The following is a 17690-nucleotide window of genomic DNA, read 5'->3' on the forward strand; positions in this document are numbered from 1 at the left end:
AAGTCCATGGAGAAATCGCTGCAGCGGATGGTGTCGGACGGCCTCTTGCAGCGGGTCGCCAAGGGCCTCTACCTGAACCCTGCCGCGTCCAGCAGGAACCGCTGGCTGGCGGAGGAGATTGCCAAGGCTTTGCGGCCCGGATGCCTCTCCTATGTGAGCTTGGAGTCCATCTTGTCCGAGTACGGGGCCATCTCGCAGATCCCGATTAGCAGGATGACCGTGATGACGACGGGGCGAAGCGGCGTCCACGAGACCCCCTTCGGGACCATTGAGTTCACCCACACCAAGCGCTCGCGTTCGGAGATCCTTGGGCGGACGCTTGCACCCAAAGGCCGTCCGCTTCGCATTGCCACTCAATCAGCGGCTGTCCGCGATCTCTTGCGGGTGGGGCGCAATGCCAACATGCTGATCAATGACGAGCACGAAGCCCAATCCGAAGGAGAAGCGGCGTGAGCGAAAGGCAAGACTTCGAGAAACTGGTCGACCAAGCCATGTCCAACCCTGCCTTGGCAGCGATGCGGCCCGTGGTGGAGAAGGAGCTGCTCCATTACGAAATATTCCAAGCCCTTGACGGTAAAGGCTTGCTTAAAGATTTGGTGTTTCAAGGCGGCACGGCCTTGCGCCTGTGTCGGGGCGCCGATCGGTTCAGCGAGGACCTCGATTTCGCAGGTGGCGTCGATTTCACCGCTGAAAAAATGATCCGTATCAAGGACTGCATCGAAAAGAGCATTGGAGATCGCTTCGGCTTGAAGGTCACGGTGAAGCACAAGCCGGCGAAGGCCGGCGCGGGCCTGGTGACGTTGGACAAATGGTGGATCTCGATAGAGACAGCGCCTGAAAATCCAGCGATGCCGAGCCAAAAGATCAAGTTGGAGATTGCCAATGTTCCGGCGCGCACCCGCGAACTGGTGCCCTTGATAGCCAATTGCGACTTGGTGCGAGCCATGCCGACAGTCCTCGTCAACACCGAGACTCTCGACGAAATCATGGCGGACAAGGTCCTGGCTTTCCCCACCTCATTGAGGGACACCCAAGACCAAGTGGCAGGGCTCGATTCAGACAAGATCCGCCACCGCGACATTTGGGATTTGGCTTGGCTTTCTGCGAAAGGCGCCAAGCTCGATGCCATGCTGGTCGCCGCAAAGATCGGCGACTATGGCGTCGAAGGCTACGACAGCCTGCTTGGAGAAGCGATCGAGCGACTTCCCTCCATTGTTAAAAGCCCGCAGTTCAAGGCCCAGATGACACGGTTCATCGACTCTTCAACGACATCCAAGACCTTGGACAAGGAAGGGTACTTGGACTACCTGTCAACCGCGGTGGGGACGCTGTTTTCAAGGGTGCGGGTTGAACTGAAGTAGCCTTTTTCAAGAAGGCAGGGCAGGCCTAAGGCGCGCAGACCTTCTTGAAAGCTACCGCGTAAGCAGTCTCTGGCGGCACTTGTTTCCAGTGCCCTTCGTGCTCGACCGAAAGCAGCTTGCGTCCACTCGCCATGGAACCGTCATGCACGCTGATGGACAGGACCTTGGTGCGGCCATTTGAGCAGTCGTAAGCAACTTGCAGGCGGCGCGACATCGCACCCTCCTCGGCGCGCACATCCAAATCCATGAGCTCCCACACCTTGTGGATTGGCCCGTCGCGCACGACGGTGACGGGGTCCATGTAGAGGCTGCCTTCGCCTATCTCTCCCATCTTCACCCAATCTGCCCTGGCCGCGTTGGCAAGCAGGGTGAGGGCTACCAGAAAAATAATCTTCATTCGAATGTCACTCCAAAGTTGCTATCAAAAGGCTACCCTACCACCGCAATCGCCACCGCCGACTCATCCACCATCGCCAGCACCTGCTGCTGGGCGGTAAAGGTTTGCCCCTCGGACGGGAAGCCGATGATATGAAGGCCCTCTGCGAGTTGCACTGCCAGGTCGGCGCCGTCCGGGGCGGTGGCCGTTTGATGGATGTGGCCCTTCAGCAGGTTGAGCCCCTCGCCGGGCGGGGCTTCGGCGCTGATGCGCACTGCGCTGGCCTTGCACAGCGCAAGCACCGCCTGGCCCGTTGCCAAGCCTAAAATTTCCGCGCTCTCGAGGGTGATTTTGGCGCTGAGCCGGGTGCCATGGGGCAGCGCGAGCCGGATGCGCGCAGCGCCCGCGGCGGTGACTATGGAGTCCACCACGCAGGGCAGCTGGTTGCGCATGCTGGTGCGCAGGCCCAGCCCCGCCAGCCCGCCCAGGCTCAGGGCATTGCCCGCGCGGTTTTGCAGCTCGGCCATCACGGCCAGGCGCGCGGCGCTCATGCGCTGGGCGGCTTCGAGTAGCTGGTTGCCGGCGTCGGTAAGCCGGGCGCCGCCGCCGCCGCTTCCCCCCACCGATTTTTCAATCAGCGCCGCGCCCGCCAGGTTGCTGAGGTTTTCGACCGCCTGCCAGGCTGCCTTGTAGCTCACCCCCGCGCCGCGCGCCGCCTCAGAAATAGACCCCACCTCGCCGATGCGTTTGAGGATGTCCAGCCGCTTGTCGGCGGCGTCGTGCCCCAAGGCTTGGGCGAATTGCAATCCGGTCTGGGTCATGGCGTGTGGGGTTAGGGATTTCGCTATACCCAAAGAGAATAGCGGTGGTACATTCGGTATTCCGATTCTGAACAACGGGTCCGTAAATGTCCAGACTATTTCTCGCTGTACTTGCGTTGGTGTGTTGCACGCTGCCGTGCCGCGCGGCGGAGGTGACGGTGGCAGTGGCTGCTAACTTCGCGGCGCCCATGCAAAAAATTGCCCAGGTCTTTGAGCAGGAAACCGGGCACAAGGCCATCCTCTCGTTGGGCTCCACCGGCGGGTTTTTTGCGCAAATCAAGAATGGCGCCCCTTTCCAGGTGCTGCTGGCGGCCGACGACGAAACCCCGCTCCGGCTGGAAAAAGAAGGGCTCGGCGTGGCCGGCAGCCGATTCACCTATGCCACCGGCAAGCTGGTGCTGTGGAGCAAGCAGCCGGGCCTGGTGGACGACAAGGGCGAGGTGCTCAAGAGCGGAAAGTTCTTGCGCATTGCCATAGCCAACCCCAAGCTCGCACCGTACGGCGCTGCCGCCATCGAGACCATGACCAAGCTGGGCGTGTTGCAGGCCTTGCAGCCCAAGCTCGTGCAGGGGGAAAACATCGCTCAGACCTACCAGTTCGTTGCCAGCGAGAACGCCCAGCTGGGCTTTGTGGCGCTGTCCCAGGTGTTGAGCGAAGGCAAGATAGCCCAGGGTTCGGGCTGGGTCGTGCCGGCCAGCCTGCATGCGCCGATTCAACAAGACGCGATTTTGCTCAATAAGGGCGCAGACAGCCCTGCGGCCAAGGCTTTGATGGCTTATCTGCGGGGCGACAAGGCGCAAGCTCTTATTCGCAATTTCGGATACGCGTTATGACGGTCGGGGCGATGGATGCAGTAGCGATGGATGCCGGCGCCTGGGCCGCGATTCGCCTGACCCTGGAGCTGGCTACGTCGGCAACGCTCGTGCTGCTGCTGCTGGCCACGCCGCTGGCCTGGTGGTTGTCGCAAACGCAGTCGCGCTGGCGGGCGCCGATTGGCGCGCTGGTCACGCTGCCGCTGGTGCTGCCGCCTTCGGTGCTGGGGTTTTATTTGCTGGTGGCCATGGGGCCGCACGGGCCGCTGGGTCAGCTGACGCAGGCGCTGGGCTGGGGCGTGTTGTCGTTTACTTTTGCGGGGCTGCTTATTGGCTCCGTGATTTTCTCTTTGCCGTTTGCGGTGCAACCTCTGCAGCACGCGTTTGAGTCCATCGGCGCGCGGCCTCTGGAAGTGGCCTACACCTTGCGCGCCGGTCCGTGGGATGCGTTTTTTTCAGTGGCCCTGCCGCTGGCCCGCCCGGGGCTGATCACCGCGGCCATTCTGAGTTTTTCGCACACGGTGGGTGAGTTTGGTGTGGTCTTGATGATTGGCGGCAACATCCCCGGAGCAACGCGGGTGGTGTCTACCCAAATCTACGGCCATGTGGAGGCCATGGAATACGCTCAGGCCCACTGGCTGGCCGGCGGAATGCTGGTTTTTTCGTTTGGCGTGTTGCTGGCTTTGTCGCTGATGCGCCGTCGCGTGGGGCGGGTGGTGCCATGAGCGGGCACGAAAGCCTGCACATCCGCCTTCGGCTCACGCGCGCCGACTTCCAGCTCGGCGTGGACCTGACCCTGCCATCCAGCGGCATTACCGTGCTCTTCGGCCCCTCGGGCTCGGGCAAAACCAGCCTGTTGCGCTGTGTGGCGGGGCTGGAGCGGCCCGGGCAGGCGCGCATCAGCATCGGGTCTGAGGTGTGGCAGGACGACGCGGCGGGCGTGTACCTGCCCACCTGGCAGCGCGATCTGGGCTACGTGTTTCAAGAGGCCAGCCTGTTTGAGCACCTCAATGTGCGGCAAAACCTGCACTTCGGCCTCAAGCGCACGCGCAAGCCCGGCGCCGAGCAGGCGCTGGCCCACGCGCTGGAGTTGCTGGGCATTGGCCACCTGTTGCACCGGCAGGCCGGCACCCTGTCGGGGGGCGAGCGCCAGCGCGTGGCCATTGCCCGCGCCCTGGCAACGCAGCCGCGCATCCTGCTGCTCGACGAGCCGCTGGCGGCACTCGACATAGCGCGGCGGCACGAGATACTGCCCTGGCTGGAGAAGATGCGCGATGAGCTCAGCCTGCCCATGCTCTACATCACCCACTCGGCCGACGAGCTGGCCCGGCTGGCCGATCATCTGGTGGTGCTGGACCAGGGCACGGTAAAAGCCAGCGGCGCGGCGCAAGAGGTGCTGGCCCGGGTGGACAGCCCGGTCATCGTGGGGGACGACGCCGGCGTCGTGCTGCACGGGCGTGTGGTGCAGCGCGACGCGCAGTGGCATCTGGCGCAGGTAGCGTTTTCCGGCGGCGCGCTGTGGGTGCGGGACAACGGTTTGGCGCCGGGTCAGGCGGTGCGACTGCGGGTGCTGGCGCGGGACATCAGCATCAGCCCGCAACCCACGCAGGACTCCAGCATCCAAAACCACCTGCAAGCTCGCATCGAGGCGATTGCCGATGACGCGCACCCTTCCCAGGCGCTGGTGCAGCTGCGCTGCGCGGGCGCTGGCGCAGGGGACCCCGACGCTGCAGCCCTGTCATTTCCCCAGTCCGAAGAATCAACCCTCTTGGCCCGCGTCACCCGCCGCGCCATTCACACCCTGCAACTCGTCCCGGGCGACGCGGTGTGGGCGCAGGTCAAGTCGGTGGCGGTTATTGAATAGGGCAGGCCAGGCGTCGCTATGTGCGACACCGTACATTCAGATTCAGTTGCGGCCACTATCCTGCGGAAAAGGGAAGCATGGATAAACACGATTTTGAGTTGAGAAAGCTCCGTCATGGCACTGGTTCAATTGATTTACAGCAGCACACTGGTTGACCACGCTCCGCAGGTGCTGAAGGAGATTCTTCATACCGCGCGAGAGGTTAATCAATGGCGTGACATCACCGGCATGCTGTTGCATTCCAATGGCCAAATCTTGCAGGTGCTCGAGGGTCGGGCCCAGACGGTGGACAAAACCTTTGCAGCCATTGAGGCAGACCCGCGGCACCGCAACGTGTTTGTGCTGTCGCGGCATGCCGTCACCGAGCGCCACTTTGGTGCCTGGACCATGGGCTTTCGGGATCTCACCGGGCTGGAGATCGGCGCCCACCCAGCGGCCCAGCACGTGTTCGCAGCGAGCCGGCCGGAGATCGATGGCCGCGTCAAACCCGGCGGCGCGCTGGCGCTGCTGGTGTTTTTTGCAGAGGGCGTAGCGGCGACTGCTGAGGTGGACTGAGAAGCCGGCATTACCGCTGGTTTACAGGCGTTTTTCCCGGCCAATCGGGGGGAGTGCATGGAACAATGCCCGCACGATGACCTGCCTTTCCCTTCCTTCCATCCCTTCGCGCAAACCGGCCTTATTGCATCGCAGCGTGCTGGTGTGGCTGGCTTGCGCCCTGCTAGTTGCCGTATCCGGCGGCGCCCGGGCCGCGGGTTTGCCCAAGCGGGATTTGACGGTGGAGCTGCGCCAGGTCGAGGAGGGGCGTGAGGACGGCAGCGCGCGCTTCGGTACGCGGCCGGATGCTGCCCTGCTGGCGCCCCAAAAAATTCAGGTACGTAACGGCGAAAAGGGCAGCTTGCGGATGAGCCAGTCGGTGCCGATGCTGTGGGCACAGTCGGTCAGCAGCCAGAGCAGCAGCATTCAGGCCGGCGGTGGCGGCGCGGTAGCTGGTGGCGCGTCCATCAACAGCAGCGGCGGCGGTGTGACGCAGGGTTTGCAGTGGATGGAGGTGGGGCAGAGCGTCACCGTCACCCCGCGCTGGCCTGGCGGTAACAAAGACGCCACCCTCGAGCTGGAGTTGCAGCAATCCGACATGGCGGTGCGCAACAACGCAGACATGCCTCGCCAGACCCGCAGCCAGTTCAGCTCCACCATCACCGCCCCGCTCGGGCAGTGGGTCACCATTGCTGCCAGCGGCAGGGCGCCCGCACGGTCGGGCAGCTTCAGCAGCGAAGGCGGCGCAGAGGCGCGCCGCTTGTTGCAGGTGCGTCTGCTGGCGCCTTAAGGTTTTAAGCGGTTTGAGCCCGCCATTACTGCGCGTGCTGCTATTTAATTGCTAGCAACATGTTCCGCCAGCATGGCCAGCGCTTCAGCCGCAGCGGCTAAATCTGCGGCGTCCAGAGGCTCCAGAACATCCGTCAGGGCGCCCAAGGCTTGCAGGGCCAGAGCGGCGTCCCGTCCGTCGCGCTGCAGGCTGGCAATGGTTTGGCCGGCCTCTTTGCCGGACGCAAAGGCGCGGCTTTGCAGCAGCACAGTGCCATCGGCGGCGGCGAGTTTGAAGTAAAACTGCCCGTCTTTGTCGCGGTATTGCTTGAAGGTCGGCAGTGCCACTTTGCCGGCCTTGGCGGCATTGGCGTTTGGCGTCTGCAGGCCGGCATTCAGCGGGCGCAGGCCTACGGCGCCGCGCAGGCGCGCCATAAAGGGCGTGGCAATGGCGCGTGCCTTGGCGGCGCCGGCCAGCAGCAGGGCCTCGACCTTCTCGGGGTGGGCCATGTAATCCTCGTAGGCGGCGCGCATGGGGGCTACCTCGCGGTCAATGCGTTCTAAGAGCAGGTCTTTGGCCTCGCCCCAGGCAATGCCGTTGGCATAGGCCTGGCGTAGGGCCTGGGTTTCTTCCGCACTGGCAAAGGCCTGGTAAATCTGGAACAGGGCGGAGCCCTCGGTGTCCTTGGCCTCGCCGGGAGCGCGCGAGTCGGTCTTGATGCCGGCAATCAGCTTCTTGAGCTGCTCCCGGCTGGAGAAGAGCGGGATGGTGTTGTCGTAGCTCTTGCTCATCTTGCGGCCATCCAGCCCGGGCAGGGTGGCGACCGACTCTTCAATCTCCGCCTGCGGCGGCACAAAGTGTTCGCCGTACAGGTGGTTGAAGCTTGCAGCCATGTCGCGCGCCATCTCGATGTGCTGAATCTGGTCGCGCCCTACCGGCACCTTGTGGGCGTTGAACATCAAGATATCGGCCCCCATGAGCACCGGGTACATGAACAGGCCGGCGGTGACGTCGGCATCGGGGTCGAGGTTGGCTGCGGTGTTTTTATCGACCGAGGCCTTGTAGGCGTGGGCCCGGTTGAGCACGCCCTTGCCGGTCACGCAGGTCAGAAACCAGCACAGCTCGGGGATTTCCGGCACATCCGACTGGCGGTAAAAGGTCACATGGGCCGGGTCCAAGCCTGCTGCCAGCCAGCTGGCGGCAATCTCCAGCGTAGAGCGCTGAATGCGGGCGGGATCGTCGATCTTGATGAGGGCGTGGTAGTCGGCCAGAAAGTAAAAGCTCTCCACGCCGGGCGCCTTGCTGTGCCGCACGGCGGGGCGAATGGAGCCCACATAGTTGCCCAGGTGCGGTGTGCCCGAGGTGGTGATGCCGGTGAGAAAACGAACAGTGCTCATGGGGGCAAGTCTCTCCTAATGTGTCAGCAGCGAAAACGGGGTCAGCAGCAGGTTCAGCACGCCGTAGGTGAGGGACATGACGGGCTGCATCCAGATGGCGCTCAGCACGCCGGCAATGACCAGCGCCATCACGATGAAAAATCCCCACGGCTCCACGCGGGACACGGTCTCTGCCCACTTCATGGGCAGCAGCCCCACCAGAATGCGCCCGCCGTCCAGCGGCGGCAGGGGGAATAGGTTGAACGCAAACATCACCACATTCACCAGCACACCGCCCTCGCACATCTTCAGGAAAAACCGTTCGGTCACGCCCGCTGCCACCAGCAGGTACATGCCGATGCCCCAAGCCAGCGCCATCAGCAAATTGGCCCCCGGCCCCGCCAGCGCGACCCAGACCATGTCGCGCTTGGGGTTGCGCAGGTTGCCAAAACGCACCGGCACCGGCTTGGCGTAACCAAACAAAAACGCCCCCGAGGTCGCAAAGTACAGCAGCAGCGGCATGAGCACGGTGCCGATGGGGTCGATATGGCGGGCCGGGTTGAGGGTGATGCGCCCGAGCTTGGCGGCGGTGGTGTCGCCGAAGTAGAGCGCCGCATAGCCGTGGGCCGCCTCGTGCACGGTGATGGCAAACACCACCGGCAGGGCATAAATGGCAACGGTTTGAATCAGGTGTGCAAAGTCCACGGCTGCAAATTCTCGGTTGGTCAATAAACGGTGCGGGCGGCGCTAGAGGCCCAGCAGGGCCGGATCTCCGCCCCCCAGACGGATGAGTTCGGGCTCTTCGCCGGTCAGGTCTACCACGGTGGTGGGCTCGCGCGCGCAGGCGCCGGCGTCCAGCACGGCGGCAATCTGATGCTCGAATCGGTCTCGGATGTCAGACGCATCATTGAGCGGCTCCGTGTCCCCCTTTGCTATCAAAGTAGTAGCTAACAGCGCAGACCCGTAAAGCGCTAGAAGCTCCTGGAGCACATGGTGGACCGGCACCCTCAGGCCGATGGTCAGGCGCTTGGGGTGGCTCACGCGGCGGGGCACCTCTTTGCTGGCCTCGAGAATGAAGGTGTAGGCGCCGGGGGTGGCCGCTTTGAGCAGGCGGAACTGCCGGTTGTCGACCCGCGCGTAGCTGGCCAGCTCGCTCAGGTCGCGGCAGAGCAGGGTGAGGTGGTGCTTGTCGTCCACCCCGCGGATGGCGCGCAGCTTGTCGACCGCAGCCTTGTCGTCAAGGTGGCAGACCAGCGCGTAGCTCGAATCGGTGGGCACCGCGACAATGCCGCCCTTGTCCAAGAGCGCGATGGCCTGCTTGAGCAGCCGGTGCTGGGGGTTCTCGGGGTGAACTTCGAAATACTGCGCCATAGCAGGGTGGCGCGGTGGGCGCCGGTCCTCGGGGGTTGGGGGTTACTGGATGCGGTCGCGCAGCAGTTCCCACACGGGGGTAAGCCCGCCGGGGAGATAGGGCAGGGAGCCAAGCTCGGTGTGGCTCTCGTCGGGGCTGTGAAAGTCGCTGCCCCGCGAGGCGGCCAGGCCGAACTCTTTGGCCGTGCCGGCATAGGTCACGAACTCGGCTGCGGTGTGGCTGCCGGTCACGACCTCCACGCCCTGACCGCCGTGGCCCTTGAATTCGGTGAAGAGCGCGAATTCTTCGTTCGGGGTGAACTTGTAGCGCGCCGGGTGCGCTACCACCGCCATGCCGCCTGCATCCGTAATCCAGCGCACAGCGTCTTTCAGGTTGGCCCAGCGGTGCGGCACATAGCCCGGCTTGCCCTCGGTCAGGTATTTGCGGAAGACTTCGCTGGTTTCTTTGCAAACGCCGGTTTCCACCAAAAAGCGCGCAAAGTGGGTGCGTGAAATCAGCTCGGGGTTGCCCACATAGGTCAAGGCACCTTCATAAGCATTCTTGATGCCGACCTTGGCAAGCCCGTCGGACATTTCCATGGCCCGCTCTTTGCGCCCGCCGCGGGTGCGCTGCAGGCCTTGGCGCAGGTCTTCGTTGTCGGCGTCAAAGCCCAGGCCCACGATGTGCACCGTCTGATTCAAAAAGGTGACCGAGATTTCGGCGCCGGTCAGGTAGCCCATGCCCTGGGCCCGCGCCGCTGCCATGGCGCGCTGCTGCCCGCCGATCTCGTCGTGGTCGGTCAGCGACCACAGCTCCACGCCATTCGCCTTGGCGCGCTCGGCCAGCGCCTCTGGCGTGAGCGTGCCATCGGACACCACAGAGTGGCAATGCAGGTCAGCGTTAAGAATATGTGTCACCGCTCCATTTTAGGGGCAGGGGCCGGGCGGGCGGGTCCGCATCCGGAAATGACGATGCCACTCCCCTTGCCGCACGGAATATTTATATATACTTCCCGTATATACATTGAAGGAGATTCCACAATGACCACAGCGCGCGTTTTTCAATCCGGCAACAGTCAGGCCGTTCGGCTGCCCAAAGAGTTTCGGCTTGATGTGGCTGAGGTCGAGATTTTCCGGCAGGGCAACGACATCGTCTTGCGGCAGCTGCCCCAGAGTGGCGCCGCGGTGTTTGATTTACTGGGTGGCTTGCCGGCGGACTTCATGGTCGATGGCCGGGAAGACACCCCTCCGCAAGAGCGTGAGGGTTGGTGACTATGGCATCGATACCGATACGTTACATGCTCGACACCAATATCTGCATTTACATCGCCAAGGGCCAGCCTCTCAGCGTGCGCCAGCGCTTCGAGGCCCGCGCGCTGAGGGAGTTGGCGATGTCTATGGTGACAGTGGGCGAACTCCGGTTTGGTGCTGAAAAAAGCCAGTCGCGCGACCAGGCGCTGGCCACCATCGGCCAACTCGTCAGCAGGATCCAGCCCTGCGCCCTGCCTGTGGCTGCTGCTGAACATTACGGCCGCATCCGTGCTGCTCTGCAGCTGGCCGGGCAGCCCATTGGAAACAACGATTTGTGGCTTGCGGCGCACGCTCTTGCCGAAGACTGGACGCTCGTCACCAACAACACCCGCGAATTCGCTCGCGTGCCGGGCCTGCGGATTGAGAACTGGGCCGCCCCCGCCTAAAACGGCACCGGCGCGCTGAAAGCGACCATCTGGCCGGTTGATGGGTGGGGGAAGGACAGGCTGCGGGCATGGAGGTGCAGCCGTTGGGCCAGGGGCAAAGTGTCGGGTGGTGCGTACAGGGTGTCGCCCAGCATGGGGTGGCCGATGGCCTGCATATGCACGCGCAGTTGGTGGGTGCGGCCGGTGACCGGTTCCAGCTCGACGCGGGAACAGCCCCGGGCGGCGTCTGCCGCGGTGCAGCGCCAACGGGTGAGCGCTTGCTGGCCTTCGGCGTAGTTGATGGTGCGCTTGGGGCGGTTGGGCCAGTCCACCAGCAGGGGCAGGTCAATTTCTTGCCACGCCTCGTTAACAGGCAAGAGGCCGATGACCAGGGCTTCGTAGCGCTTGTCGGTCTGGCGCTTCTCGAAGGCCAGGTTGATGGTGCGCTGTGCGGCCGCTCCGCGCGCCATGAGCACCAAACCCGAGGTGTCGCGGTCCAGCCGGTGGACGATGAGCGCGTCGGGGTAGGCCTGGAGGGCGCGGCGAATCAGGCAGTCCTGCTTGTCCTCTCCGCGGCCGGGCACGGTGAGCAGGCCCGCCGGTTTGTCGAGCAAGAGGATTGCCTCGTCGGCAAACACCACCGGCAGCCCCGTGTCCGGCGGCGGGTTGTAGTGGTCCTCGCGGCTGTGCATCAAGGCTGGTCGGGCTGGGTGATGAGGCGCTGCACGGTTTCGCACAGCTCGTTCACATCGTTGGGCTTGTAAATCAGGGCGCTGGCGCCTTCCTGCAGGGCGCGTTGCTCGATCTCTGGCGTCACATAGCCCGAGGCCAGCGCCACCGGCAGGTCGGGGCGGATGGCCTTGGCGTCGCGCAGCAGGTCCAGGCCGCTGTAGCCGGGCATGTTGTAGTCGGTGACCAAGAGGTCGAAGCTGCCGGGCTGGCTGCGCAGAGCGGCTTCGGCCTCCAGCGGGTCGGTGTAGGTGGTCACGCGGAAGCCCTTGCGGCTGAGCACGCGGTTGACCAGAAACACCAGAGCCTGGTCGTCGTCCACATACATCACATGTTTGCCTCGCCCCTCGACCACTGCCACCGGCTCGGACTCTTCCGCCTCTGCCGCAGCCTGCCCGGAGGCGGGGAAATACAGGGTGAACACGCTGCCTTCGTTGGGCGCGCTTTGCACGTCGATGCCGCCCAGGTGCGTCTTCATGATGCCGTGCACCACGGCCAGCCCCAAACCTGTGCCCTGGCCGACCGGGCGGGTGGTGAAGAAGGGCTCGAAGATGCGTTCGATGGTTTCCTGGCTCATGCCGCTGCCGCTGTCGCGCACCCGCAGGGTGACGTAGCGGCCCGGCGGCACGCCGATGCGGTCGTTGAACGGCAGCGAGAGCGTGGTGTGCCCCAGCTCCACCGTCACCGAGCCCTTGTTGCCACCGAGCGCCAGGATGGCGTTGGTGCACAAATTCAGCAGCGCCTGCTCGACCTGCGTTGCATCGGCCAGCACAGGAGGACACTGCTCGGGGATGACCAGCCGGAAATCGACACCCGGCGGAATTGCCACCCGCACCAGGCGCTGGGTTTCGTGGATGACTTCGGTCAGCTGGATGGGCAGGCGCTTGGGCGGCTCGTTGCGGCTGAAAGTCAGAATCTGGCGCACCAGGTCGCGGGCGCGCTGGCCGGCTTTTTCGATTTCGAGCAGGCTCACCAGCGCGGCGGCGTCCTCGGGCGTGTCTTGCTTGGCCAGGCCCACATTGCCCAGAATCGCGCTCAGGATGTTGTTGAAATCGTGCGCAATGCCGCCGGCCATGGTGCCCATGGCCTGCATTTTTTGCGACTCGCGCAGTTGCGTTTCCAGCGCCACACGCTGGGCTTCGGCCAGCTTCTTGGCGGTGAGGTCGCGGGCAAAAATCGTGGTGACCGAGCCTTGCCCGCCTGTTGGCCCGCGGGGCGCAGCAGCGCCGTTTTCGCCGGGGCGGAAGGCGGGGCGGGTGCGCAGGCGCCGCTCCATGGAGACGCTGATTTCTACAAAAATCTGTTTGCCGGCCAGCGTGGTGGCGGTGAATTCGCCCAGCATGGCCTGTGTCGGCAGGTGCCCCTGGACCAGCGCGGCTTCGACGTCGGGCAGGAACTGCCCCAGCCGCGCGCCGAAGGCCTGATCCGCCGGGCACTCAAACAGGGCAGTAGCGGCAGGGTTGAAGACGGTGATGAGGTGGGACTCGTCAATACACAAAATTGCATCGAGTGAGGAGTTGATGATGGCCGCCATGCGGTTTTCGCTCAGCAGCAGGTCCTCGTTGCGCTGGCGCAGCACGGCCGCGCTCTCCAGCAAGGCGTGGCGCTGGGTGAGCAGGGGGCCTTGGTCGATGATGGCGCAGATGAAGTGCGCCAGCTCGTCGCTAGGGTTCTCGATGCGGGCGATGTGCAGGTCGCCGGTGAAGGTGCTTTCTGCGCCGGCCAGAAACTGCACTTCGCTGACCTCGCTGGTGCCTTCCTGGCGCGCGCTGGACAAGGCCACCGCCACTTCGTCGGCATGCTCCGGCCCGACAAAGGGTAGCAGGAAGTTGAGCGGCGGATCGCTCTCAAGCGGCTGAAAAAGCCGCAGGGCCATGGCGTTGCTCGCCAGCACCAGGCCCACCTCGTCCACCACCATCAGCGCCAGGGGCACGCTGGAGAACAGGGTGGCAAACCGCTCAGAGGCGCCCTCGGCTTCTTGCTGCGAATAACGCAGCGCCTTGTTTTGAATCTCGAGCTCGGACTGGTATTTGCGCAGCTCTTCAATCATCTGCGCGGGAGCGTAGCCGGCAAGAGATGCGTGTTGCAAGGGATGTTGTGCAGCGTGTTGCGGGCCGTGCGGGCTTGCAAACCCGTCTGCCAGCAGATGCCCCGCGATCCGCAGGTTGAAGTGCGGTTTGCGCCGCGTCGGGAAGGGGCTCATGCGCGGCAGCCTCCGGATGAGGCCGGCGCGGGGCGGGGCAAGGTGTTCCGGGGCGCGTGGTTCATGGGGTTGGTAGGCGTGGTCGCGGTGTCAGGGTGCAGGGCGGTTGCGCATTGTGTTGATATCAAACTCCGACAGCGGCGCCGCGCTTTGGCCCCAGGCGTTGCGGATGAAGCTGAGCACCGCAGCCACCTCGGCGTCATTCAGCGTGAGCTGGTAAGGCGGCATGCCGTGCGGCTGGGGCTTGCCGGCAGTGGACGGGCCATAGCCGCCGTGCAGCACCACCTGCACCAGGTTGTGGGTGTCACGCATCAGCACCGCGCGGTTGCCGGCCAGGGCGGGGTAGGCATCGGCCACGCCCTCACCCGACTTGCCGTGGCACTGGGCGCAATGATTTTCATAGAGGCGCTCGCCCAGGGCGAAGTCTTTGGGGCGGGCAGTCACGCCTGATGTTGTGACTGGTGATGCGGCTTTTGATGAGGCTGTAGGTGAGGGTGGCGCGAGCATTTGCAGATACAGGGCCATGGACTGCGCATCCTCAGGCGTCAAATACTGTGTGCTGTAGCGGACCACCTCGGCCATGGGGCCGGCCATGTAGGCCTCTGCGTGCTGCCCGTGGGTGAGCAGGGTGGCTATGTCGGCAACGCTCCAGCCCGACATGCCCGCCTCCAGCGGGTCGTTCAGGGCGGGGGCGTACCACTGGCCGTCTGGCATGAGGGCGCCGCGCCAGGCGGCTGCGCTGCGCAGGCCGCCCAGCGCGTTGCGCGGGGTGTGGCATTCGGCGCAGTGGCCCAGTCCCTGCACCAGATAAGCGCCGCGGGCCAGCGATACGGCCGTTTGCGGGGCCGTGTGCGCCGGGCCCACAGGCTGTGTCTTTGCAGCGGAGTCCGTGTCCGCCACGCGGAAATGCAGCATGCGCCAGGCCGAAAGTGCGGTTTGGCTGCCCAGCGGCCAGGGCAGGCTGTGGGGGCGCGACGGGGTGTCGGCGGGTGGCAGGCTGCGCAGGTAGGCAAAGAGCGCGTCGCTGTCATGGCGCTGGAGGTGGGTGAAGCTGGTGTAGGGGAAGGCGGGGTTGAGCACGCGGCCATCGGGCGCCAGGCCTTCATGCATGGCGCGCCAGAAGTCGGCAGCGTTCCAGCGGCCTATGCCGGCTTGCAGGTGCGGCGTGAGGTTGCTGCCGTACACCTTGCCAAAGGGGGTGTTCAGCGCGCCGCCTCCAGCATACGGCGCGCCGCCGGCCGCGGTATGGCACTGCGCGCAGTTGCCGATGCGGGCCAGGTAGGCACCTTGCTGCACCAGCGCTGCGGCATCTGCGGATTCGGCCGGACCCGCGGCCTCTAACGCAGGGGCTGGCGCTGCCGCTGTGGACGCACGCAGGGCGGGGGCCAGGTATTCAGCCGTCACTACATAGGCCAAGCAGGCGCCCAGAATCGACAGCAATGCCACCATTGGCAGCGATACCCTGCGGTTCATGGCGCGCTACCGCAGGTGGGCAGGGCGATGGCGGCCACTGCCGGCCGCCGGGTGGCAGGGCGGCTGTCAGCCGGCACGGGCTGTGCGGCAAGCCACTGCGATGCGGCGTTGACATCGGCGTCGGTGAGTTGCTTGGCGATGGCGGCCATGCAGTCGGGGGCATGGGCCTTGCGCTGGCCGGTTTGCCAGCCGCCGAGTTGGGCATTGAGGTAGTCGCGCGGCAAGCCCAGCAGGCCGGGTGCCGCGGGTTGCACGCCGGTGAGCGCATTGCCGTGGCACTGCACGCAGGCGGGAATGTTGCGGCTGGCGTCGCCTTGCAGCACCAGCGCCTTGCCGCGAGCCATCACATCGGGCGATGCGGTGGCGGCCGCGGGCGGCGGGTAGGGAATGTGCAGCTCGGAAAAATAGTCGGCCATGGCGCGCAGGTAGTCGTCGCTCAGGGGGGCAATCAGGTGCGCCATGGGGGCGTAATGGCGTCTGCGGTGCTGGAAGTTTTGCAGCTGGTTGTAGAGGTAGCCGGCCGGTTTGCCCGCCAGGCGGGGGTAGTAGCCGTCGGGGCCGGCGCGGCCTTGTTCGCCGTGGCAGGCGGTGCAGGCGCGCGTGCGCTCGGCCATGGCCTTGTCCTGCGCAGCGGCGGGCGCGGCTAATGCCGCCATCCAGATGCACGCGATCAGAAAAAGTGCTGTCGCATTGCGACGCAAAAGGCTGGGTCTCATGGGCATGGCCGGAGCTTACCGCAGGCCGGCGGGGCGTCAGGGGTGGCTGCGGAGGAGCCGCTGGCGAATGCTGCGACAATCACGCTCTTTTTTTCAATAGCCAGAGTTTGCGTCAGACATGTCCAGTACGACTACTTTCAAGGTTCGCCCTGCCACCTTGCGCGATGCCAAAGCCATCGCCGAGCTCCATAACTCCTCCATCCGCGAAGCCTTCAAGAACATGCTGGGCGACACACCGCCGCCCGTGACCCCGCTGGACAAGCGCCAGGCCTACTGGCGCGAGGCCATTGAATACGCCGAGCCGCAGGTGCAAGTGGCGCTGGACGACGACAAGATCATTGGTTTTGTGGGCTTCGACCGCTCGCGCGACAAGGGCACCCCCCCCACCATGGGCGAGATTTGGGCCATTTACGTGGCACCCAGCCACTGGGACAAGGGCGTGGGCCTGGCCCTGTGGGATGCCGCCCGCGAAGGCCTGATGGAAGAGGGCTGCGCCAACGTGAGCGTGTGGTTGCCGATTGCCAACGAACGCGTGATGCGCTTTCATGAGCTGGCCGGCTTCAAGCGCGAAATGAACACGGCCAAAACCGTGCAGGTGGGCGCGGTCAAGATTGAAGAAATCCGACTCAAGCGCGCGCTGAGCTAAACGCCCACAGCGCATGCAACGCCCGCGTTTTTTGCCCGACGATTTCACCCTGGCGTTGCTGGCGGTGGTCACGCTGGCCAGCGTCTGGCCGGCGCAGGGCGCGGTAGCCCAAGCCTTTGAGTGGATCACTACGGCAGCCATTGCGCTGCTGTTTTTCATGCACGGCGCCAAGCTCTCGCGCTCTGCGGTGCTGGCGGGCTTGGGGCACTGGCGGCTGCACCTGCTGGTGGTGGCCTTGACTTTTGTGTTGTTTCCGGTGCTGGGGCTTTTGCTCAAGCCGGTGCTGGTCTGGAGTCTTAGCCCGGAACTGGCGCTGGGCATGCTGTTTTTGTGCACGCTGCCGGCCACCGTGCAGTCGGCAATTGCCTTCACCGCCATGGGGCGGGGCAATGTGGCGGCTGCGGTGTGCAGTGCATCGGCCTCGAGCCTGATCGGGGTGTTTGTCACCCCGTTTCTGGTGAGCTGGCTGGTGGTGCCCGGCGGGGTGTCGGGGGCCGGCGCCTGGGATGCGGTGATTCGCATCATGGAGCAGCTGCTGCTGCCCTTTGTGCTGGGCCAGCTGGCGCAGCCCTGGATCGGCGGCTGGGTGAAGCGCCACGCGGTGGCGGTGCGCCGGGTCGACCAAAGTTCTATTTTGCTGGTGGTCTACACCGCCTTCAGCGCCGCGGTGATGGAAGGCTTGTGGAGCCGGGTGCCGTGGCCGATGTTGCTGGCCCTGGGGCTGGTGTGCACCGTGCTGCTGGTGCTGGTGCTGTTGATCTCGACCTGGGCGAGCCGCCGGCTGGGTTTCTCCAAGGAAGACGAAGTCACCATCGTGTTTTGCGGCTCCAAAAAGAGCCTGGCCAGCGGCGTGCCCATGGCCAAGGTGCTGTTCGCCGCGCCGGTGGTGGGCATGATGCTGCTGCCGGTTATGGTGTTCCACCAGATCCAGCTGATGGTGTGCGCGGTCATGGCGCAGCGCTACGGGCGGCGGCCGGAATAGCC

21 protein-coding genes are annotated in these 17690 nt (G+C 64.7%); 11 read left to right on the forward strand and 10 right to left on the reverse strand.

Annotation, left to right across the window (positions count from 1 at the left end; translation table 11 throughout):
- Together Q0O05_RS07555 and Q0O05_RS07560 are read left to right on the forward strand one after the other, a co-directional pair.
- The coding region (locus tag Q0O05_RS07555) for a hypothetical protein (RefSeq protein ID WP_293661757.1) at nt 1–453 on the forward strand (453 nt) is incomplete at its 5' end.
- On the forward strand, nt 450–1361 hold the full coding sequence (locus Q0O05_RS07560) for a nucleotidyl transferase AbiEii/AbiGii toxin family protein (protein ID WP_293661759.1): 912 nt from the start codon (nt 450–452) through the stop codon (nt 1359–1361). The genes Q0O05_RS07555 and Q0O05_RS07560, both read left to right, overlap by 4 nt.
- A gap of 25 nt (nt 1362–1386) precedes the next feature.
- Here Q0O05_RS07560 and Q0O05_RS07565 read toward each other — a convergent pair whose 3' ends face one another.
- Both Q0O05_RS07565 and Q0O05_RS07570 read right to left on the reverse strand, forming a co-directional pair.
- The gene (locus tag Q0O05_RS07565; protein ID WP_293661761.1) at nt 1387–1758 is read right to left on the reverse strand and encodes a surface-adhesin E family protein; all 372 of its coding nucleotides are present in this window, start codon (nt 1756–1758) and stop codon (nt 1387–1389) included.
- A 32-nt stretch (nt 1759–1790) separates the two neighbouring features.
- Nucleotides 1791–2558 (reverse strand): TOBE domain-containing protein, encoded by a 768-nt coding sequence (locus tag Q0O05_RS07570; RefSeq protein ID WP_293661763.1) that lies wholly within the window; start codon nt 2556–2558, stop codon nt 1791–1793.
- Between the two features lie 86 nt (nt 2559–2644).
- Between Q0O05_RS07570 and modA the strand changes: the two genes are divergently transcribed.
- The 5 genes from modA (at nt 2645) to Q0O05_RS07595 (ending at nt 6558) form a co-directional block, all read left to right on the forward strand.
- Entirely contained in the window at nt 2645–3391 is a 747-nt protein-coding gene (modA, locus tag Q0O05_RS07575; protein WP_293661765.1) for a molybdate ABC transporter substrate-binding protein, read from the forward strand.
- Nucleotides 3388–4095, forward strand: a complete 708-nt coding sequence (modB, locus tag Q0O05_RS07580) for a molybdate ABC transporter permease subunit (RefSeq protein ID WP_293661767.1) — start codon at nt 3388–3390, stop codon at nt 4093–4095. The genes modA and modB overlap by 4 nt, the downstream gene beginning before the upstream one ends.
- Nucleotides 4092–5234, forward strand: coding sequence for a molybdenum ABC transporter ATP-binding protein (gene modC, locus Q0O05_RS07585; protein WP_293661769.1), 1143 nt, complete (start codon nt 4092–4094; stop codon nt 5232–5234). The genes modB and modC overlap by 4 nt, the downstream gene beginning before the upstream one ends.
- A gap of 114 nt (nt 5235–5348) precedes the next feature.
- The gene (locus Q0O05_RS07590) at nt 5349–5789 is read left to right on the forward strand and encodes a BLUF domain-containing protein (protein ID WP_293661771.1); all 441 of its coding nucleotides are present in this window, start codon (nt 5349–5351) and stop codon (nt 5787–5789) included.
- 76 nt (nt 5790–5865) lie between these two features.
- Complete coding sequence (locus Q0O05_RS07595) at nt 5866–6558, forward strand: hypothetical protein (protein WP_293661772.1); 693 nt, start codon at nt 5866–5868, stop codon at nt 6556–6558.
- A gap of 44 nt (nt 6559–6602) precedes the next feature.
- Here the strand turns inward: Q0O05_RS07595 and Q0O05_RS07600 are convergent, their stop codons facing one another.
- Genes Q0O05_RS07600 through Q0O05_RS07615 form a run of 4 tightly spaced genes read right to left on the reverse strand, consistent with a single transcriptional unit; the run spans nt 6603 to nt 10181 of the window.
- Nucleotides 6603–7934, reverse strand: coding sequence for a tryptophan--tRNA ligase (locus Q0O05_RS07600; protein ID WP_293661774.1), 1332 nt, complete (start codon nt 7932–7934; stop codon nt 6603–6605).
- Between the two features lie 15 nt (nt 7935–7949).
- Complete coding sequence (locus Q0O05_RS07605) at nt 7950–8618, reverse strand: site-2 protease family protein (RefSeq protein WP_293661787.1); 669 nt, start codon at nt 8616–8618, stop codon at nt 7950–7952.
- Between the two features lie 42 nt (nt 8619–8660).
- Entirely contained in the window at nt 8661–9284 is a 624-nt protein-coding gene (locus Q0O05_RS07610) for an L-threonylcarbamoyladenylate synthase (RefSeq protein WP_293661775.1), read from the reverse strand.
- Nucleotides 9285–9326: 42 nt separating this feature from the next.
- Nucleotides 9327–10181, reverse strand: a complete 855-nt coding sequence (locus tag Q0O05_RS07615; RefSeq protein WP_293661776.1) for a 3',5'-nucleoside bisphosphate phosphatase — start codon at nt 10179–10181, stop codon at nt 9327–9329.
- 123 nt (nt 10182–10304) lie between these two features.
- Between Q0O05_RS07615 and vapB the strand changes: the two genes are divergently transcribed.
- Both vapB and Q0O05_RS07625 read left to right on the forward strand, forming a co-directional pair.
- Nucleotides 10305–10535 carry a type II toxin-antitoxin system VapB family antitoxin gene (gene vapB, locus Q0O05_RS07620; protein ID WP_293661777.1) on the forward strand — a complete coding sequence of 77 codons (231 nt, stop codon included), beginning with the start codon at nt 10305–10307 and terminating at the stop codon, nt 10533–10535.
- 2 nt (nt 10536–10537) lie between these two features.
- Entirely contained in the window at nt 10538–10960 is a 423-nt protein-coding gene (locus Q0O05_RS07625) for a type II toxin-antitoxin system VapC family toxin (RefSeq protein WP_293661778.1), read from the forward strand.
- Here the strand turns inward: Q0O05_RS07625 and Q0O05_RS07630 are convergent.
- From Q0O05_RS07630 to Q0O05_RS07645, 4 genes are all read right to left on the reverse strand, one after another.
- Nucleotides 10957–11631 carry an RluA family pseudouridine synthase gene (locus Q0O05_RS07630; protein ID WP_293661779.1) on the reverse strand — a complete coding sequence of 225 codons (675 nt, stop codon included), beginning with the start codon at nt 11629–11631 and terminating at the stop codon, nt 10957–10959. The two genes, Q0O05_RS07625 and Q0O05_RS07630, sit on opposite strands and share 4 nt — an antisense overlap.
- On the reverse strand, nt 11631–13718 hold the full coding sequence (locus tag Q0O05_RS07635; protein ID WP_293661789.1) for a PAS domain-containing sensor histidine kinase: 2088 nt from the start codon (nt 13716–13718) through the stop codon (nt 11631–11633). The genes Q0O05_RS07630 and Q0O05_RS07635 overlap by 1 nt, the downstream gene beginning before the upstream one ends.
- A gap of 243 nt (nt 13719–13961) precedes the next feature.
- Nucleotides 13962–15344, reverse strand: a complete 1383-nt coding sequence (locus Q0O05_RS07640; RefSeq protein WP_293661781.1) for a cytochrome c — start codon at nt 15342–15344, stop codon at nt 13962–13964.
- Nucleotides 15341–16000: a c-type cytochrome gene (locus tag Q0O05_RS07645; RefSeq protein WP_293661790.1), complete on the reverse strand. Its 660-nt coding sequence runs from the start codon at nt 15998–16000 to the stop codon at nt 15341–15343. The genes Q0O05_RS07640 and Q0O05_RS07645 overlap by 4 nt, the downstream gene beginning before the upstream one ends.
- Nucleotides 16001–16178: 178 nt before the next feature.
- Between Q0O05_RS07645 and Q0O05_RS07650 the strand changes: the two genes are divergently transcribed.
- Both Q0O05_RS07650 and Q0O05_RS07655 read left to right on the forward strand, forming a co-directional pair.
- On the forward strand, nt 16179–16706 hold the full coding sequence (locus Q0O05_RS07650; RefSeq protein ID WP_293661783.1) for a GNAT family N-acetyltransferase: 528 nt from the start codon (nt 16179–16181) through the stop codon (nt 16704–16706).
- A 13-nt stretch (nt 16707–16719) separates the two neighbouring features.
- Nucleotides 16720–17688, forward strand: coding sequence for a bile acid:sodium symporter family protein (locus Q0O05_RS07655; protein WP_293661785.1), 969 nt, complete (start codon nt 16720–16722; stop codon nt 17686–17688).
- Nucleotides 17689–17690: the final 2 nt, after the last annotated feature.

Origin of the sequence: Rhodoferax sp. OV413 (assembly GCF_945881795.1) — a bacterium.
Classification (GTDB): Bacteria; Pseudomonadota; Gammaproteobacteria; order Burkholderiales; family Burkholderiaceae_C; genus Allorhodoferax.

Excerpts from the sequence above, each read along its gene's own strand:
- Q0O05_RS07565 (WP_293661761.1), bottom strand. The coding sequence starts at position 1,758 with ATGAAGATTATTTTTCTGGTAGCCCTCACCCTGCTTGCCAACGCGGCC.
- Q0O05_RS07570 (WP_293661763.1), bottom strand. The coding sequence starts at position 2,558 with ATGACCCAGACCGGATTGCAATTCGCCCAAGCCTTGGGGCACGACGCC.
- modA (WP_293661765.1), top strand. The coding sequence starts at position 2,645 with ATGTCCAGACTATTTCTCGCTGTACTTGCGTTGGTGTGTTGCACGCTG.
- modB (WP_293661767.1), top strand. The coding sequence starts at position 3,388 with ATGACGGTCGGGGCGATGGATGCAGTAGCGATGGATGCCGGCGCCTGG.
- modC (WP_293661769.1), top strand. The coding sequence starts at position 4,092 with ATGAGCGGGCACGAAAGCCTGCACATCCGCCTTCGGCTCACGCGCGCC.
- Q0O05_RS07590 (WP_293661771.1), top strand. The coding sequence starts at position 5,349 with ATGGCACTGGTTCAATTGATTTACAGCAGCACACTGGTTGACCACGCT.
- Q0O05_RS07595 (WP_293661772.1), top strand. The coding sequence starts at position 5,866 with ATGACCTGCCTTTCCCTTCCTTCCATCCCTTCGCGCAAACCGGCCTTA.
- Q0O05_RS07600 (WP_293661774.1), bottom strand. The coding sequence starts at position 7,934 with ATGAGCACTGTTCGTTTTCTCACCGGCATCACCACCTCGGGCACACCG.
- Q0O05_RS07610 (WP_293661775.1), bottom strand. The coding sequence starts at position 9,284 with ATGGCGCAGTATTTCGAAGTTCACCCCGAGAACCCCCAGCACCGGCTG.
- vapB (WP_293661777.1), top strand. The coding sequence starts at position 10,305 with ATGACCACAGCGCGCGTTTTTCAATCCGGCAACAGTCAGGCCGTTCGG.
- Q0O05_RS07625 (WP_293661778.1), top strand. The coding sequence starts at position 10,538 with ATGGCATCGATACCGATACGTTACATGCTCGACACCAATATCTGCATT.
- Q0O05_RS07630 (WP_293661779.1), bottom strand. The coding sequence starts at position 11,631 with ATGCACAGCCGCGAGGACCACTACAACCCGCCGCCGGACACGGGGCTG.
- Q0O05_RS07635 (WP_293661789.1), bottom strand. The coding sequence starts at position 13,718 with ATGATTGAAGAGCTGCGCAAATACCAGTCCGAGCTCGAGATTCAAAAC.
- Q0O05_RS07640 (WP_293661781.1), bottom strand. The coding sequence starts at position 15,344 with ATGAACCGCAGGGTATCGCTGCCAATGGTGGCATTGCTGTCGATTCTG.
- Q0O05_RS07645 (WP_293661790.1), bottom strand. The coding sequence starts at position 16,000 with ATGGCGGCATTAGCCGCGCCCGCCGCTGCGCAGGACAAGGCCATGGCC.
- Q0O05_RS07650 (WP_293661783.1), top strand. The coding sequence starts at position 16,179 with ATGTCCAGTACGACTACTTTCAAGGTTCGCCCTGCCACCTTGCGCGAT.
- Q0O05_RS07655 (WP_293661785.1), top strand. The coding sequence starts at position 16,720 with ATGCAACGCCCGCGTTTTTTGCCCGACGATTTCACCCTGGCGTTGCTG.